This is a genomic window from Terriglobales bacterium, assembly GCA_035561515.1.
Taxonomy (GTDB): Bacteria; Acidobacteriota; Terriglobia; order Terriglobales; family Acidobacteriaceae; genus DATMXP01.
On sequence record DATMXP010000028.1, the window covers coordinates 1 to 17540 of the forward strand.

A 17540-nucleotide genomic window follows, 5' to 3' on the forward strand; every position below is an offset into this window, starting at 1 on the left:
TGAAGGCCGCGGACGATTGGAAGTGGAGCAGCTTCCGCCATTACGCGTTTCGACAAGTGGGAGTGGTGGAGATTGAATCGGAGTGGGCAGCGAGGGATCGGGAATCGTCCGGCGCGCAGAGAATCTTCTTGCGGCCTCCGCTGTAGGACGCCACAATCCTGACGGTTTCGAACTTTCGTGATACCCGGGTTAGCGTCCAACTGCCGGACGCGAACCCGGGGCACCCAAACATTGAGGCAATTGAGGGACCCGGGCCACCAGCCTGCCCTAATGGAGTTCGAGAATGAAAACACTTTTACTGCTTGTCCTCTCATTGTCTCTTGTATTTTCGATTGCTTACGCGCACCCTGGAAAATCGCCATCGTGCGAAATGGTTGCCGCTGCTCTCTCGGAAGTTGAAACCTTCAAACCCGGTATCACGCGAGCAGAAATCGAGGGATTCTTCGAACTCGATGGCGGTATCTCAAGTCCACAGCAAGCTACGTACGTATATAAAGAGTGTCAGTACTTGAAGATAGATGTCGAATTTCGCCTCGTGAACAAAAACAACAAAGTCGAGTTTAGTCCCACCGATGTCCTAGTGCGCTCATCGAAGCTCTATGTCTCGCATCCAGTAAAGGATTAACAGCCTTGTTGAGGTGCTGATGGCGGGTGGCGCAGACAAACGCGTCCGACACCCTCACCTCAACCCCCAAAAGAACTCCGCCACATCCCCTGCTAACGCCACCGGTTCCTCCGCTGGCGCGAAGTGTCCGCCGCGTGGAAACACCGTCCAGCGCTGGACGTTATACAGACGCTCCAGCAGCGACCGCGGAGGCTCGCCCTCCGGGACCTTCTCGTGCGCGAACACACCGAAGGCCGTTGGCGACCCCACGTACGTCGGCTCCACCGGGTGTCGCCGATTGTCCCAGTAGTCGCGCATCGACGACGTAATCGTTTGCGTTACCCAGTAAAGCGTGAGCGTGGCGCAGAGGAAGTCGTCCGACGGCGTAACGTCGCTCCACGAATGCCACTTCTCGCCCACGTAGGCCGCCAGCCCCGCCGGTGAATCGTTCAGTCCATAGCCCACCGTCTGCGGCTTCGTCGACTGGATTGCGCTGTACCCCCGCTCCGTCGCATCCCAGCCCTGCCGCACCGCCAGGTACGCCCGCTCCGACTCCGAAAGGTCCGCGTCATTTACCTCCGGCGTGAGTTCCGGTGTCGTCAGGTGGATCCCGATCACCGACTCCGGATGGTCCAGCGCCAGGAACGTCGACACCCCTGCACCGAAATCACCGCCTCCCGCGCCATAACGGGAATAACCGAGCTCGCTCATCAGCCTGTGCCAGCGCTCCGACACGTACCGGTAGTTGATGCCCACCTCCGCCGGACGAGGCGAGAATCCATATCCGGGCAGCGAGGGCACCACCACGTCGAAGTCCCCCAGCATCGGCAGCACGTCCACGTAATCCAGGAAGCTGCTCGGCCACCCGTGCGTCAGGATGAGCGGCACACCCCGCCCTGACTTCGCGCGCTGATGCACAAAGTGAATGCCCTCCCACCTGAAATGCTCCAGCCGGTTCAGTTTCCGTTCCCACGCGCGCCAGTCGAACTCGTCGGCCCAGTACCGCACCAGGTGCCGCAACCATTCGAGTTCCGTGCCCTGTTCCCAGCCGATGCCCGGTATCTGGTCGGGCCATCTCGTCCGCCGCAACCGCGTGCGCAAATCGTCGAGCACATCGTCCGCAACATGAATCTCAAACCGTTCCACTTTCACTCCCCGGTCACTCCCCGGTGCCGACCAACTTACACGAGAATTTCCCGTTCCGGGAAAAGTTATGTCAATGGGGTCCAAGCCCTTAAAAATTCGTAAGTCGCTGATTTAACGGCAAATATAAATTTCAGAATGGTGGCATGATGCCCCCACCCAAATTGCTATTCTGAAAATGTAGGTGGTTTTCGTTCTTTGTCATTCTGAGTTCTGAGGCAAAGCCGAAGAACCCCTGTACTGGGGTTTTTGGGTTTGTCATTCTGAGTTCTGAGGCGTAGCCGAAGAACCTCTGTACTTGGGTTTTTTGGGTTTGTCATTCTGACCCTGACGCTGAAACGAAGTGAAGCGGAAGGGGAAGAATCCCTCTAGCTGCCGCCGACTCTTCAGGAGGAGAGCTTTTACCGACAACCAACGACTAAGGACTAACGACTGGCTTTTTCTAACTCCTTTGTTTTCATATATGCGTCGTGTAACTCATTTGTTTTCATATACAGATTCTCCATATATGAAAACAAAGGACTTATAAATCCTTTAGAATCATATATGTAGCGCCCAACGCACCTGTAACTGCTTTGTTTTCTTATATAACGGCAAAACAGGGGGGGCCCCCTCCCAAACCTGCCTGACCACTACAGGTTGTGGTCCTCTTGACATCGAAAGAATCCCATCCGCCGAGCCGGAATGATACAAATCTGAACCAGTAACCAGGAGCAGATTGATGCCGACTCGCAGGCAGTTCATCCAAACCGGACTTGCCGCAACCGCCACCGCCGCCACCCTCCCCAGCCTGCACGCGCAGGAAAAAAATGAGAAATCTTCCCTTCCCGCCTCGATCGCCACGCTGAAATCCATGAAGTCTCAGGCGACGCCGATCACCGTCGAGGAACGCCGCGAGCGCATCGCCCGCGCGCGACAGCTCATGGCCGAAAACAAGCTCGACGCGATCGTCATCGCGCCCGGAACATCGCTCATGTACTTCAGCAACATCCGCTGGTGGCCGAGCGAGCGCTTCTTCGCCATGATCCTGCCGGCAAAAGGCAATCCGTTCTACGTCTGTCCCGCATTCGAGGAAGGACGCGCTCGCGAGCAGATTTCGCGCGGACCGCTCGGCGATTCCGCCGACGTTCGCATCTGGCAGGAAGACGAAGATCCTTACGCTCGCCTCGCACAAGGCCTGAAAGATCACGGCATCGCAACTGGTCGAGTCGGAATCGAGGAGACGATGTATTACGTCTTCAGCAGCGGCTTGTCGAAAGCCGCAAGTTCGGCGCAGTTCACCAGCGCAACGCCAGTCACCGCTGGTTGCCGAGGCGTGAAGTCAGCCCACGAACTGGAACTGATGCGCTTCGCGAACAAGGTCACGCTTACCGCGTACGAAGCAGCCTGGAAAGCCTTGCATCCCGGAATGACCAACCGCGACTTCGCCTCGCTGATCGCAAAAGCCCACGATCAGCTCGGCTTCGAAGGCGGAGCGATGGTGCTCGTCGGCGAATATTCGGCCCTTCCGCACGGAACCATTCAGCCACAAACGATCAAGGAGAACGACATCGTCCTGATCGACGGCGGTTGCGAAGCGGAAGGCTACAACTCCGACATCTCGCGCACCTTCGCCATCGGCAAGCCGACGGACAAGATGAAGCGCGTCTTCGACATCGTCCATCGCGCCCAAACCGCTGCCTTCAAAGCAGCCAAAGCAGGAAACACCTGCGGATCTGTCGACGACGCCGCGCGCAAGGTCATCACCGACGCAGGCTTCGGCCCGGACTACAAGTACTTCACGCATCGCCTCGGACACGGAATCGGACTCGATGGTCACGAATGGCCCTATCTTGTCCGCGGGAACAAGACCATGCTGCAACGGAACATGACGTTCAGCGACGAGCCGGGAATTTATATCCGCGGTGAGTTCGGGGTTCGGCTCGAAGACGACCAGGTGATTACCGAAAACGGCGGAGAACTGATGACGCCGCAGTCGCCATCGCTCGAGCAGCCGTTCGCGAGCTAAGGCTTAGCGCTGGAAGGAGTAATGTTTCGGACTCAGTTACTCTTGAGTTACTCCCGTTTCCACAGGATGTTCGCGTACAGTCGCGGATATGGTTTCCGTAACTGTCCTGGCTAGTGGGAGCAAGGGCAACTGCACGGTTGTCTCCAGCTCCCGGACGAAGATCCTCGTCGATGCCGGACTTTCTGCACGCGAAACCTTCCGCCGTCTCGAGATGGTCGGCGACAGCGCCCATTCGCTGTCGGCCATCGTGATCTCCCACGAGCACTGCGATCACGTCGCTGGACTCTGCGTACTCGCGAAGAAACTGCGAATCCCGGTCTATATGACTGGCTTAGCCCATCAGGCTTACGAGCGGGCGGAGCGCGATAAGCAGAACGAAGAAACGGGAAAAGTCCTGGAACGCTGCGAGATCTTCCAAGCAGGACACGGTTTCCATATCGGCGACATCGCCGTGATGCCGTTCACCATCCCGCACGACGCGGCCGATCCGGTAGCGTTCACGTTCAAGGTCGAGGGCGTGAAGGTCGGAGTAGTGACGGACCTTGGCTATATGCCGCACAGCGTGGTGCAACATATGCGCGGGTGCGACATGCTGATGATCGAGTCGAATCACGACCTGGAGATGCTGCGGATTGGGCCTTATCCGTGGTCGGTGAAGCAGCGGGTGATGTCGCGATTGGGGCATCTGTCCAACGATGCGCTCGCGGAATTTTTCCGCAGCGAATATGATGGAGGCGCAGCATTCGTTGTGCTGGCGCACTTGTCCGAGCACAACAATCATCCGGAACTGGCACGCACGGCTGCCGAACACGCGCTGTCCAGCCGGAGAAGCTTGCTGCAGAACCGCCTGGTGCTGGCGTCGCAGGAACATCCGCTGGAGCCGCTCAGGTTTTAGTGCCGCATGAAGACTCAGTGCGTTGATAAAGTCGTCGGCGATATCCTGGCTAGCTGGCGCTACGACATTTCCGGCATTTTTCCAGAAATGCGTGGCGACTACGAAGCCCACTTCGCCGAGTGTGAGCACTGCCAGGCGAAACGGCGGCTTCATCGCACCATCGACTTCACCCTCATCGGACTTGCCACATTGTCCGCGTTTGTTTTCCTCGTGGCGTTCGCGGTCATCCACCAGTTGAAACCACAACACGCTTTTTGGCTGGAGGTTGGGTCGCTGGTGGGATTCTCGCTTTCCGCTTTTATCTGGCTGCTGGTAGCGATTGCCACGCCTGCACCGATCGTGGCAGTGGAAGCGGCGCGTGTTGGCGCACGGCGGGTACACGATCGACTTCCTGAAAAGATTCGCGACCGCATCCCCGAAGAGCTTTGGGTGAAAATCTCCGGACAGTCCTGAAACGTCTGGGGATCCAGCACGGTGGAATCTGCGTCCAATTAACCAGCAATTCATACTGTAAAGTTTCCACATGACCTGCGTCAGCACGGTTGTAACGCTGATTCAGGAAGGCAAGACATTGAAAGCGATCACGACTCTACTGCTTACTTTTGTTTTAGTTACAGGCGCTGCCGCCCAACACGAGCAGCACGACATGTCTCAGCATGGCGACCATAGCCAGCATGAGATGAAGATGGAAACTGCCAAGCCGACGACCGGCGGGATCTTCGAATCGGGCACGGCGTGGGTTCCGGCCTCGACGCCGCATTACATGTGGATGACCCAGAAGGGCGGCTGGAACCTGATGGCCCACGGCAACCTTATCGTGGGCTACAACCAGCAAGGCGGACCGCGAGGTGTGGGCAAGGCCGAGTCCACGAACTGGCTGATGCTGATGGAAGAACACGCGCTGGGCAAAGGCACGATTCAGTTCCGGCAGATGCTTTCGGCGGAGCCGCTGACATCTCCGCATCCGGGATACCCGACGCTGTTCCAGACCGGAGAAACATACAAAGGCAAGCCGCTGGTCGATTACCAGCACCCGCACGACCTGTTCAGCGAGCTGGCGGTGCGATTTACGTATCCCCTTTCGGAACGATTCAGCTGGCTGCTGTACGGCGGATTAGCGGGCGAACCGGCGCTCGGCCCAGTTGGGTTCCCGCACCGGTTGTCGGCGATGGATAATCCCGCGGCTGTCCTCGGACACCACCTGCAGGACTCAACGCACATCACGTACGGACTGGTGACGACGGGCTTCATCTACGGGCCGGTGAAATTGGAAGCTTCGGCCTTCAACGGTCGCGAACCGGACGAGGTCCGCTACAACTTCGACCTGAAGGGTTTCGATTCGTGGTCCACTCGTCTGAGCGTGGCGCCGGGCAAGAACTGGGTGATGCAGTACAGCTACGGGCACCTGGTAAAGCCTGAGGCACTGGAAGAAGGAAACGCCGAACGCCAGACCGCGTCCGTGACCTACAACAAGCCGATCAATCGCGGAAACTGGGCAAACACGCTGGTGTGGGGACGCAATCGCAAAGACCATCACGGTACCGACGCGATTACGAACAGTTACCTATACGAGTCGTCGTTGAACTTCCTGGATAAGAACTATGTCTATGGCCGGACTGAGTTGGTGGATAAGGACGAACTGCATCTCGATCCGCCGCTCGATCACGGATCTTTCCGGATCGGCGCATACACGATCGGCGGCGTGCGGGATATTGTGCAGAACAAGTACGGGCAGATTGGTCTCGGCGCGGACGTGACGTTCTACTCGAAGCCGGCGGTGCTGGATTCGGTGTACGGAAAGAATCCGGTGTCGTTCCACGTCTTCCTGCGGTTCCGGCCGGGGAAGATGAAGCACTGAGCAGTTAAGGCGAGATACGCGAGATGCGTATCTCGCCCTCCCCCACACATTTTCAAGGTTGATTCGAGGACTGATGCCAAGATCGCTCTCAACCGCATGCGCGACGGAAAGGTAGCGCCGGGTTGGCGAGTAAGAGAAGTACGCGATCGACGAAGGGTATCTAGGAACGTTCAGAGGTGGCGCGGCTAGATTTGAAATTCACTTTCGGAAGAACTTCATCGTAATCAGAAATCAAAAGTGATTCCCTGATCCTCACAAAGAGATTCGCAAAGCACGTGGAGAGTCAAATTTCGCCGAATTAGCTGAGCAGGCGCGGAAAGATGAAGCAGTGAGAAGCTACCTACTTCGTTTCACCTCGGTTCAATTCACTTGACCGCCACATCGCAAACGATCCAGCAGCTATCAGCGGACTGGAAAAAACCAACTTTAGATTCTTGAATTCCGAGAAGAAGCTCACGTTCGGAAAGTTCAGGGCGAAAACAGGGGCGTCACCTGAGCCAAAACGGCCACAGTAAAGAAAGTACCCGATCTGTAGGCCGGCCGGTGAAGATTAAGCCCGAGATGTTGAGCCTAGATACGGGTAAGCGCGCCTCCTTATTCCACAAAGAAGACTTTCGATTTGGCGACTTTGCGATTTGGCGGGTTTTCACATGTCCTGTCGCTCTCGCCCGGCCAGTACCAGAGGACGAGCCGCATCTTTCCTTTACCAACCAGCCGAAACGGATACTCGTGAGTCTGTCCTGCTTGTAGCGGTACAGAAGAGCGGCCATTGCCGAGGTCCGAGCCGAGAAGCAAGGTGTGCCAGCCCTTCTCATAAGCTTCCACGTAAACGGGTGTCGGCGTTGACTCGGTCAGTTCGGTCTCAGTTACTGAATAGCGCCCGAAATCTACGCAAAATGAGATATCCTGCCTTCCGACATTCTTGATCGTGACATCAATCCGTTCATGCGCTTTGAACCGTTCTTTCGGGAGGGTGACTCGTACCTGCGACAATGCCTCAAACCCCAGCAGACACGAAACACACAACACGAGGGTAATTGCACGCAGAATGTTCACGGTGGAAATCTATGTCATCCAGCATGCGATTTCCATCTCTTATGTTGTGAGCCGATTCAAGTGTGACTGTCTGCTTCGCAGACTGATCCGGTCGTCCATTGGTTGGACTTACTCCGTTAACAACCCGCCGATCAGATCGGTGATGTTTTCGATGTTGTGCTCGAAGCACCAACTCTCCCGATTAAGCAGTGAGCGCCGACTTACGATAACGATTTCTTAGCAAGCCCGACTGTCTTCCACGTCATCTCCGCGAACGTCACTGCAATGACTGCACCGGATGCGAATAAGAATTTGTGTTGCATCAGCGACCTTCCATTAGCCGTCAATTCGTGCGACAGCAAGCTGTCAATCTGCTTGTGACCACCCCAGTGAAACCATGGCTCGGTCGGGAGGTCCACTTGCAGCGACTCAAGTTTCCGATACCTGAGTTCGTGTAGTGTCTTTTCATCGAAGCTGAGGAAGGTCGCACGAACCGCAGCTTGCGAAGGCCGGACAATCGCCTTCTTGGCAGTACCGAGTGCATCACCGAATGTGAACTCCAACAGATTGCTGTCGAAGAGTGGATCCTTTTCGTCGGTGAATCTTTCGTATGTACGCTTGGCAAGTCTGGGACGTAACTTCCTCAACTGTTTGTTGTAGGCGCGGTACAGCTGCTTCGATTTCTCGTGAGCCCGCCGAAGCCGATCCGGGTCAAACGGTTCCGCGTTCCACGCATTCTGCAACTCGCGGTCATAGTAGGTGAGCGGTTCAGGGTTTGCGTTCATGCTTAATAGCCACTCTATTCCTAACCACACCCAGAGTTCCACAACTCATCACAAACGCGGCCTGAAGGCCCGCTCTTTCAAATCTCTCCGGAATCCGATTTGGCTTATCCCTCTGTTATCAACCCGCCGATCAGGTCGGTGATGTTTTCGATGTTGTGCTCGAAGCACCAGCTTTCGAGGGCGTCCACCAACTTTTCCGTTGCGCACGGGTCCCAGTAGTTGGCGGTACCGACTTCGACTGCTGCCGCGCCGGCAAGCATGAACTCGATCACGTCCACGGCGGTGCTGATGCCGCCGATACCGATGACCGGAATTTCGACCGTGTGCGAGGCCTCGTAGACCATGCGCAGAGCGATGGGCTTGATAGCCGGACCGGAGAGTCCGCCGGTAACGGTAGAGATGCGCGGCTTGCGGGTTTCGGCGTCAATGGCCATGGCAGTAAAGGTGTTGACGAGGGAGATGGCGTCGGCTCCGGCCTCGGCGGCCGCATGTGCCATGGTGGCAATGCTGGTCACGTTTGGTGACAGCTTTACGATCAGCGGACGGCGCGCGGCGCTCTTGCACAGCGCCACCAGTTCCATGAGCATGCCCGGTTCGGTGCCGAACGCCATGCCTCCGCGCTTCACGTTGGGGCACGAAACGTTCAGCTCATAGGCGGCGATGCCTTCGCCGTCGTTGAGCATCCGGATGACGGCTTCGTAGTCTTCACGCGTGTATCCGAAGACATTGGCGATGACGTTAATGTTCTTCAGCTTGCGCAGGTGCGGGAGCTTGTCTTTGAGGAACGCCTCGACGCCGATGTTCTGAAGGCCAATGGAGTTCAACATCCCGGCCGCAGTTTCGAAGAGGCGCGGCGGCGGATTGCCCGGCATCGGCTCTCGCGAGAGGCCTTTGACGACGAAGCCGCCGAGTTTGTCGAGAGCGACGACGTCCTCGAACTCCACGCCATAGCTGAAGGTTCCGCTAGCGGCGATGATGGGGTTCTTGAACTTCAGCCCGGCGAAGCCGACGTTAAGGTTCGGCTTGGGCTGGGCGCCGCGGCGGGGACGTGGGGCGGTAGAGGTACTGCTCATCGTTTACTCTCCGAAGCGGGTTTCGCCAGGGCTTCCGTCAAGACGCGGCCGACGGCGGCGGAAGGTGAATTGATTCCTAGAAGGTTGGCGAGCGTGACGGCCATGTCGACAGGCTCGCAACGTCCGCGATAGGTGCCGGGTTGGAAGGGCAATCCGAAAAACATGAGCGGCACGTGCGTGTCGTAGCTGTAAGGCATGGCGTGATCGGTGCCGGTGCCTGACTTACGGGTGACGGTGAAAGGCGGCGAGAAGGCGTAGAGGTACCATCCGCCTTGCGGTGCATAGCTGTTGGCAAATTTCTTCCCGAGCGGCGTGGGCGGAAGATCGTGGCGTGCGATCTGCGAACGTCCGACATACCCGCGGCTCCCGAACTGCGTGAGAATGTCCGCCACCTGGCGCTCGGCGTCGTCTTCGTTGAGCTTCGCGGCAGTGAATGCATCGGGATTCAGGAAGACAAGCGGCCATTCGGTTTGGGGAACGTACTCGGCCTTGCCGTATTTCGCGCTGAGCTGAGTGTTAATGGCGGAGCGGATCTTTTCGTCGACGAGATATCCGGAAGGTACGCCGATGGTTTTCGTGAACGATGGCGCGGTGGAGACGCCGTGGTCGGCGGAGAGGGCGATCCAGAGATTGCCGAGGCCAAGACGGTTGCCGAGGAACTCGAAGAATCCGGCGAGTTGACGGTCGATGGCCTGCACCATAGCGCGACTTTCGTCGGTGTTGGGGCCGACCTTGTGGCCGAGGATGTCAGGCGCTGACAGGCTGATCAGCAGCAGGTCGGTGGCAGGACCTTCGCCCAGCTTTTCCTGGGTGACGAGTTCGCGCGCGAAGTCGAGTTCGAAGTCGTTGGCGTAGGGCGTGGAGCCGACGATCTCATAGAAGCTGTCTTCGCCTCTCAACTCGGCCGGCTTCGAGGTGCGACGCAGGAGTTTGTCACCGACCTTCCAGTCGCGATTCCAGTATTTTTCCGCCGGGTTCGTCTTGTTGTACGACTTCACCCAGTCGGGGAGGTCCTTCATGTAGTAAGTCGAGGTGATCCATTGGCCGGAGTACTTGTACGGCCAGAAGGCGGTACCGGAGTATCCGGCGGGAAGAATGGAGGAGCGTTCTTTCAGAGAGATGGCGAACACGCGAGACTTCCCGTCCGTCGCCATACGGAGTTCATCGCCGAGAGTGTCGGCGAGGAGGTTGTGCGGGGAGAAGCCGGGGTAGTTGCCGTCGAGTCCGACGAGACGGGTGGAGTCGTCATCGACGGCCGTGATCATCTTCTTCTTTGTCGCGTCGTACCACTCGTTGTTGAGGATGCCGTGCCCGTTGGAGTAGGTGCCGGTGAACAGAGTGGCGTGTCCCGGGGCGGTGCGGGTGTTGGCGTACTGATAATTGCAGTCGCTAAACCAGGCTCCGCGGTCCATCAGGAGGCGGAAGCCGTTGGGGCCGAACTGGTCGCGACCGCGATCGAGGTAGTCACCACGGAACTGGTCGATGATGATGACGACGACGAGTTTCGGCTGGCCGTTATATGCGGAGGCCCATCCGGTTGCAGGAATGAAAAAAATTGCACATGAGATAACGGCGAGTATGAAAGCTGCGCGGCGTCCCATGCTTCTAGTGTACCGAAAGCAGCGACTTTGAATCTGTCGACAATCAAGGATATGGACGGTAATATCGATCAACTCACATCTATAAGCTTTCAACAGGAGAAAACAGGGGATGAGGAAACTCACACTTTTGGGCGGAATTCTGCTCGTATGTGTAACGGGCATTTCTGCCATGGCACAAACCGCTGCAACGCCGGCGAAACCGGCCGGTAACCTCGCGCGCGGGAAATATCTGGTGAACAACGTGGGCATGTGCTCGGACTGCCATACGCCGATGGACAAGAGGGGGAACCTGGTAAGGGCGAAATTCCTGCAGGGCACTCCGCTGATGTTCAAGCCCACGGTGCCGGTTCCAGGATGGATGGAAGCGGCTCCGGGCATTGCGGGACTGGAGTGGACGGACGAGGAAGCGATCACGTTCTTCACGACCGGCAAGCGTCCGAACGGCACGATGGCCGCGCCTCCGATGCCGCAGTTCCGCTTCAATAAAGCGGATGCCGCGGCGGTTACGGCGTACCTGAAGTCGTTGAAGAAGTAATTGCGGCTGGGGCGACCGCCCGGTCGCCCCGCTTACTCCCACGTGCAGTGCCACCCCTCCGACTGATACAGTTATTGCTTCTATGCTCGACTTATCTTTTGTCCGTGATCATCTGGAACTTGTAGAAGAGAAACTGCGCCAGCGGGGTGCGAATCCTGCCGAACTTTTGGGCAATTTCCGCGAAATTGACCAGGACCGTCGCCGTGCCATTGCCGAACTCGAGAACCTGCAAAAAGACCGCAATACGATGTCGAAGCGCATCGGCGAGTTCAAAGGCAAGGAGAAAAAAGGTCAACTCACCGAGGCCGAGAAAGGCGAGTTGGAGGCCATCTCTGCGCAGGTGACGAAGTTCAAGGAGCAGATCCCTGCCCTCGAAGAACGCGTCAAGGAAGACGAAGGGAAGTTCTACGAAATCCTGAAGAGCATTCCGAATATTCCGCATGAGTCGGTGCCGGTGGGCAAATCCGAGCACGATAACGTGGAAGTGCGACGGTGGGGCAAGCCGCGGGAGTTTGATTTCACTCCAAAGCCGCATTGGGAAGTGGGCGAGCAACTTGGAGTGCTGGACCTGAATCGAGCGGCCAAGCTGAGTGGCGCGCGGTTTGCCGTGTACTGGGACTTGGGCGCGAAGTTGGAACGCGCGTTGGCGAATTTCATGCTCGATCTGCATACGAAGGAGCATGGTTATACGGAAGTCCTGCCGCCGTACATGGTGAACGCGGAGTCGATGTATGGCACGGGTCAGTTGCCGAAGTTTGAGCAGGACCTGTTTAAGGTTCCACATGGAGACAGGAATCTGTACCTGATTCCCACGGCGGAAGTGCCCGTTACGAATCTGTATCGCGATGAAGTGATCGAGACTGACCGATTGCCGGTTTCGCTGACTGCGTATACGCCTTGTTTCCGAAGCGAGGCGGGATCGTATGGGAAGGATGTGCGTGGAATTATCCGGCAGCACCAGTTCCAGAAGGTGGAGTTGGTGAAGTTCACGCGGCCCGAGGATTCGTACGCACAGCACGAGAAACTGACACGCGACGCAGAGACGATTTTGCAGAAGTTGAACTTGCCCTATCGGACGGTTTGTTTGTGCACGGCGGACATGGGGTTCGCGTCGGCGAAGACGTATGACCTGGAAGTATGGCTGCCGGGGCAGAACCTGTTTCGCGAGATTTCGTCATGCTCGAACTTCGAAGCGTTCCAGGCGCGGAGGGCGAACATCCGCTATAAGCCGGAAGGTAAGAGCAAGACCGACTATGTCCACACGCTGAACGGCAGCGGACTGGCGGTCGGAAGAACGTGGTTAGCAATCCTTGAGAATTATCAGCAAGCAGATGGGAGCGTGGTGATTCCGGAGGCGCTGAGGCCGTACATGGGCGTGGAGCGGATTGAGCCGAGGAAGATGTAGCTAGAGTTAGCGGTTTAGGCGGTAGGAGGGCGCGACGCGGTCGCGCCTTTACCGTTTTTGGGATCATTGATTTCCGGGGCAGACCCGAGATTCTGCTCTGGTTCGGGCTTTTGAAGGCTCGGTATTTCTGAGAAACTAACCGCGAGGATGAAGGTTGTCGGCAGCGTCACAATACATGTGTGACCTACGACACAGACTCATGGTACGGGGTGACTCCATTATCCTCGGCACCGATACGGCTGGGGCGGCGCAAAGTTCGCCTCCGGTTGGGAGGCGTTTCCAGATGGCCAATCTGCATCATAGCCGGTTGCTAATATCGAAACGCCCAGAAAGCTTCGTTCTCACGAAGATGCGGCCTCCGCTCCTGTCCTCCGCAACGCATCTTGAGAGACCCGGCCCGCCGGGATATGCGAGGTTGACCGGTGCGAATGCGCGCCCCCCGTACGGAATAGAACGTATTTCATACTCATACTCAGTAAGGCTTCATTCTTCTAAATCAGGCCCTGGTTCCAAGCATTTCATTAAGACATAGGAGCATTGCCACCCCGGTCCCGCCACCTGAAAGCTTGCTTATCGGTTTAGGGGAGTAGTGTTCCTGTTTGGCACCAAGAGGAGGAGAGATGCCTCAAGAGGTAACGGCTGGGAGTCAGCCTGTCGCCAACCAACAACCGGAAGACGTGTGGGAACACGTCGCCTCCATGGACGAGTTCAAGCTTCTTTTGATTGCCAAGTGGGAGTTCGTCATCCCGGCGGTGATCACGTTTGTCGTCTACTACTTTCTGCTGCCGATTTCCGTCGGCTACTTTCCGGAGTTGATGGACAAGCGGATCGGTCCTGTCAACCTGGCTTACCTGTTTGCCCTTTCGCAATTCTTTGTGGCGTGGCTGATCGCTGCTTTGTATGTCCGCGGCGCAAGGAAATTCGACGACTTTGGAACTCGCATCATGGAACACCTTGACCGGCGGGAAGCAGAACGCCTGAAGGGAGAAAACTAACATGTCGTTAACACTCGTTCTCTTCCTCGCGTTCATTGTCGTTACTCTTGGGATCACATACTGGGCTGCCCAGCGCTCCAAAGGCGCGGGCGCTTACTTTGCTGCCGGACGCCGGATCACCGCCTGGCAAAACGGCGTGGCTGTGGCGGGCGATTACATGTCCGCGGCCTCTTTCCTTGGCATCGCGGGTTTGATTGCGTTTTTCGGATACGACGGGTTCATGTACTCGGTTGGATGGCTGGTGGCGTACCTGACCGTGCTGCTGGTGGTTGCAGAGCCGCTGCGCAACGCCGGCAAGTACACGATGGCCGACGTACTCGCGTATCGACTGAGCCCCCGACCGGTAAGGGCGATGGCGTCGTTGAGCACGCTGACCGTCAGCACGTTCTACATGATTGCCCAGATGGTCGGCGCTGGAGCACTGGTGTCGCTGCTGTTAAAGGGCTCCGGCATACAGTTCCACACCGCCGTGGTCGGAGTGGGAATCCTGATGATCGTTTACGTCGTATTCGGCGGAATGCTGGCGACGACGTGGGTGCAGATCATCAAAGCCATTCTGCTGATGAGCGGCACGATCCTGCTGAGCATCCTGGTGATGGCGCACTTCGGTTTCAGTTTCAGCGCGTTCTTTGACGCGGTCGGTCACGTGAAAACCGGGGTGGATCCGAAGACGGGAGCCGATGTGGTTAAGGACTTCCTGCAACCGGGGCTTCGCTTCAAACCACCGTATGGCGCGCTTGACTTGATCTCGCTCGGCATGGCACTGATCTTCGGGACGGCAGGACTGCCACACATTCTGGTCCGCTTCTACACCGTACCCGACGCAAAGACGGCCCGGCACAGCGTGGTCTGGGCGATGGTGCTCATCGGTACCTTCTACATCATGACAACGTTCCTGGGCTTTGGAGCGGCGACCATCGTAGGCCAAACGTTCATCAAGCAGAACGGCGGAACAAACATGAGCGCTCCGCTGCTTGCGCAGGTGCTCGCCGGAGACGTGTTCTTCGCGTTCATTTCGGCGATTGCCTTCGCGACCATCCTCGCGGTGGTAGCGGGGTTGACGATTTCGGCTTCGACCTCGTTCGCTCACGATCTGTGGACCAACGTGATTCATCGTGGCGTCGAGCGAAAACCGGGTGAAGAAGTGCGGGTTGCGCGTATCACGGCGTTCGTGGTGGGTGGCATTTCAATGGGCATCGCGATCATGCTCGGGCCGACCGCAAACGTTGCGTTTCTAGTGGCGCTGGCGTTTGCCGTAGCGGCGTCGGCAAACCTGCCGGTGATTGTGCTTTCCATCTACTGGAAGCGCTTTAACACCACAGGAGCGGTGCTTGGACTGGCTAGCGGACTGGTGGGTTCCATCCTGCTGATCTTTATCGGGCCGAGCATCATGGGCGTGGATGCGCCCGGAGCAGCGGTTCACCACATGATTCAGCGGGCTCCCATCTTCCCACTCGAAAATCCCGGGATCCTCAGCATTCCGATTGGGTTCGCTGGAGCGGTACTGGGAACGCTGCTGAGCAAACGTGAAGCGACGGCGGAACACAAGTTCACCGAGCTTCAGGTTCGCGCCAACACTGGACTGGGTGCCGAGAAGGCGACGGCACATTAATACAAGAGGAGGCCGGGGCAAACCCCGGCCTCTCGGAGATTTGCATCATGAGTACTGCTACGCCAACCACCAAACAGGCGATCGACTCCCTGCTGGCTGTCGATACGGAATACGCATCGCCGCAGATCGTTTCGGCCAATGCCACGCAGAAACACTGGGAGCGGGAGTGCCGGCGAGCGCTGGAGTCGCCTGAGGCATTTTGGGGCGAATATGCCAGCAAATTCGTCTGGCTGAAGCCATGGACAAAAGTATTCGAGTTCGACGGTGTCCATCATCAGTGGTTCGTGGACGCGCGAACGAATATCACACTTAACGCGCTCGACCGGCACGCAAATTCCGAGCATCGTAATCGGGTCGCGTATATCTGGCTCGGCGAAGACGGCACGGAGCGCCAGGTCACATACGCCCAGCTTCATGCACAGGTCTGTCGATTCGCGAATGGACTGAAATCGCTCGGGGTGAAGAAGGGCGATCGCGTCATCATCTATATGCCGCTGACGCTTGAGGGCGTGATCTCGATGCTTGCCTGCGCCCGGCTTGGCGCAGTGCACTCGGTTGTCTATGCAGGCCTTGGACACACGGCCTTGCGTGACCGCATCGTCGATGCGCAGGCAAAGATTGTCATCACCGGAGACGTGGGATACCGTCGCGGCAAGATCGTTCAGCTGAAGAGCATTACGGACGAAGCTGTGGACGGGCTCGATTTTGTCGAGAAGATCGTGGTGTTCTCACGCGAACAGACGGAACTGGCAGGCAACGAGGTGAACTTCGCCGACTTGATGAAGTTCCCCGATGTTTGCCCTGCGGAAGAGATGGATGCGGAAGACCCGCTGTTCATTCTTTATACGTCCGGCAGCACGGGAAAACCAAAGGGCGTGGTGCATGTCCACGGCGGGTACATGGTTGGCATCACCTACCACTTGCAGAATTACTACGACGTGAACGAACGCGACATCTTCTGGTGCACGTCGGATATCGGATGGATCGTTGGACATTCCTACATTGTTTATGGTCCGCTTTGCGCCGGAGTGACAACGATGTTTCGTGAAGGCGCCGTAGATTATCCGACGCCCGACACGGCGTGGGAGATAGTCAATCGTTACCGTGTTACGAAAATGTTCACGGCTCCCACGGCGTTGCGTATGTTCATGCGATATGGCGAGGCACATCCTCAGAAGCACGACATCTCGAGCCTTCGCGTAGTGGCGTGCGCGGGAGAACCGCTGAATCCGGAAGCGTGGAAATGGGCACAGACGTACATCGGAGGAGACGGCCGCTGGGGCTACGTCATCGACAACTGGTGGCAAACCGAGTTGGGATGCCCGGCGATCGGGACTCCGCCATCTATGGCAATGCGTCCGGGAAAATGTGGTATCGCCCTGCCGGGAGCCGACATCGACGTGGTCGATGAGAACGGAAAAGCCGTACCTCCTGGAGCGGGAGGCAGGCTGGTGCTGAAGCGGCCATTCCCGACCATGATGCGAACCATCTGGGGAGATCCCGAACGCTACGAGCGAGAGTGGCAAAAGATTCCGGGGCTTTATATGACAGGTGACGTCGCGGTTCGCGATGCGGATGGATACATCACGGTATTGGGACGTGTAGATGACGTGCTGAATGTCGCGGGACATCGCATCGGTACGGCGGAGGTTGAGAGCGCGCTCGTGTCGCATCCTGCGGTAGCAGAGGCGGCGGCGATTGGCATACCGGACGCACTGAAGGGAGAGGTAATCAAAGCCTTTGTGCAATGCCGCGCCGGGCACGTTGCATCGGATACACTGGCTACCAGTCTGATTGAGCATGTTCGGCGTGAGTTGGGGCCGATTGCGACTCCGTCCAAAATAGAGTTCGTGGCAGCCCTGCCGAAGACGAGGTCAGGTAAAATCCTGCGACGGTATTTAAAAGCCAAAGAGCAGGGCCTTGATCCCGGCGATATTTCGACGTTGGAAGCGTAGTTCATCGGCGTGGACCAAATGTCCGCGCCAAAATCT

At 57.4% G+C, this 17540-nt stretch carries 15 protein-coding genes; 10 read left to right on the forward strand and 5 right to left on the reverse strand.

Annotated features, from left to right (window positions below; translation table 11 throughout):
• Positions 1-283 precede the first annotated feature (283 nt).
• Positions 284-625 carry a hypothetical protein gene (locus tag VN577_14160; GenBank protein HWR15968.1) on the forward strand — a complete coding sequence of 114 codons (342 nt, stop codon included), beginning with the start codon at positions 284-286 and terminating at the stop codon, positions 623-625.
• A 54-nt stretch (positions 626-679) separates the two neighbouring features.
• Here VN577_14160 and VN577_14165 read toward each other — a convergent pair whose 3' ends face one another.
• Complete coding sequence (locus tag VN577_14165) at positions 680-1750, reverse strand: epoxide hydrolase (protein HWR15969.1); 1071 nt, start codon at positions 1748-1750, stop codon at positions 680-682.
• A 718-nt stretch (positions 1751-2468) separates the two neighbouring features.
• On the opposite strand from VN577_14165, the gene VN577_14170 reads away from it, so the two are divergent.
• The 4 genes from VN577_14170 (at position 2469) to VN577_14185 (ending at position 6508) form a co-directional block, all read left to right on the forward strand.
• The gene (locus VN577_14170) at positions 2469-3755 is read left to right on the forward strand and encodes a Xaa-Pro peptidase family protein (protein HWR15970.1); all 1287 of its coding nucleotides are present in this window, start codon (positions 2469-2471) and stop codon (positions 3753-3755) included.
• An 88-nt stretch (positions 3756-3843) separates the two neighbouring features.
• The gene (locus tag VN577_14175) at positions 3844-4650 is read left to right on the forward strand and encodes an MBL fold metallo-hydrolase (GenBank protein ID HWR15971.1); all 807 of its coding nucleotides are present in this window, start codon (positions 3844-3846) and stop codon (positions 4648-4650) included.
• A 6-nt stretch (positions 4651-4656) separates the two neighbouring features.
• Positions 4657-5103, forward strand: coding sequence for a hypothetical protein (locus VN577_14180; GenBank protein HWR15972.1), 447 nt, complete (start codon positions 4657-4659; stop codon positions 5101-5103).
• Between the two features lie 70 nt (positions 5104-5173).
• Positions 5174-6508 carry a hypothetical protein gene (locus VN577_14185; protein HWR15973.1) on the forward strand — a complete coding sequence of 445 codons (1335 nt, stop codon included), beginning with the start codon at positions 5174-5176 and terminating at the stop codon, positions 6506-6508.
• Positions 6509-7102: 594 nt separating this feature from the next.
• Here VN577_14185 and VN577_14190 read toward each other — a convergent pair.
• The 4 genes from VN577_14190 to VN577_14205 form a co-directional block, all read right to left on the reverse strand.
• Complete coding sequence (locus tag VN577_14190) at positions 7103-7564, reverse strand: hypothetical protein (GenBank protein ID HWR15974.1); 462 nt, start codon at positions 7562-7564, stop codon at positions 7103-7105.
• Positions 7565-7764: 200 nt separating this feature from the next.
• On the reverse strand, positions 7765-8328 hold the full coding sequence (locus VN577_14195; GenBank protein HWR15975.1) for a hypothetical protein: 564 nt from the start codon (positions 8326-8328) through the stop codon (positions 7765-7767).
• Between the two features lie 104 nt (positions 8329-8432).
• Complete coding sequence (locus tag VN577_14200) at positions 8433-9401, reverse strand: dihydroorotate dehydrogenase (protein HWR15976.1); 969 nt, start codon at positions 9399-9401, stop codon at positions 8433-8435.
• Entirely contained in the window at positions 9398-11002 is a 1605-nt protein-coding gene (locus VN577_14205; GenBank protein ID HWR15977.1) for an alkaline phosphatase family protein, read from the reverse strand. Before VN577_14205 ends, VN577_14200 begins: the two co-directional genes overlap by 4 nt.
• A 109-nt stretch (positions 11003-11111) precedes the next feature.
• Between VN577_14205 and VN577_14210 the strand changes: the two genes are divergently transcribed.
• The 5 genes from VN577_14210 to acs all read left to right on the forward strand — a co-directional run bounded on the left by VN577_14210 (position 11112) and on the right by acs (position 17504).
• Complete coding sequence (locus tag VN577_14210; GenBank protein HWR15978.1) at positions 11112-11537, forward strand: cytochrome c; 426 nt, start codon at positions 11112-11114, stop codon at positions 11535-11537.
• Positions 11538-11619: 82 nt separating this feature from the next.
• The gene (gene serS / locus VN577_14215; GenBank protein ID HWR15979.1) at positions 11620-12942 is read left to right on the forward strand and encodes a serine--tRNA ligase; all 1323 of its coding nucleotides are present in this window, start codon (positions 11620-11622) and stop codon (positions 12940-12942) included.
• Positions 12943-13562: 620 nt separating this feature from the next.
• Positions 13563-13937 (forward strand): DUF485 domain-containing protein, encoded by a 375-nt coding sequence (locus VN577_14220; protein ID HWR15980.1) that lies wholly within the window; start codon positions 13563-13565, stop codon positions 13935-13937.
• 1 nt (position 13938) lies between these two features.
• Positions 13939-15549 carry a cation acetate symporter gene (locus VN577_14225; GenBank protein ID HWR15981.1) on the forward strand — a complete coding sequence of 537 codons (1611 nt, stop codon included), beginning with the start codon at positions 13939-13941 and terminating at the stop codon, positions 15547-15549.
• Positions 15550-15596: 47 nt separating this feature from the next.
• The gene (acs, locus tag VN577_14230; protein HWR15982.1) at positions 15597-17504 is read left to right on the forward strand and encodes an acetate--CoA ligase; all 1908 of its coding nucleotides are present in this window, start codon (positions 15597-15599) and stop codon (positions 17502-17504) included.
• Positions 17505-17540 lie beyond the last annotated feature (36 nt).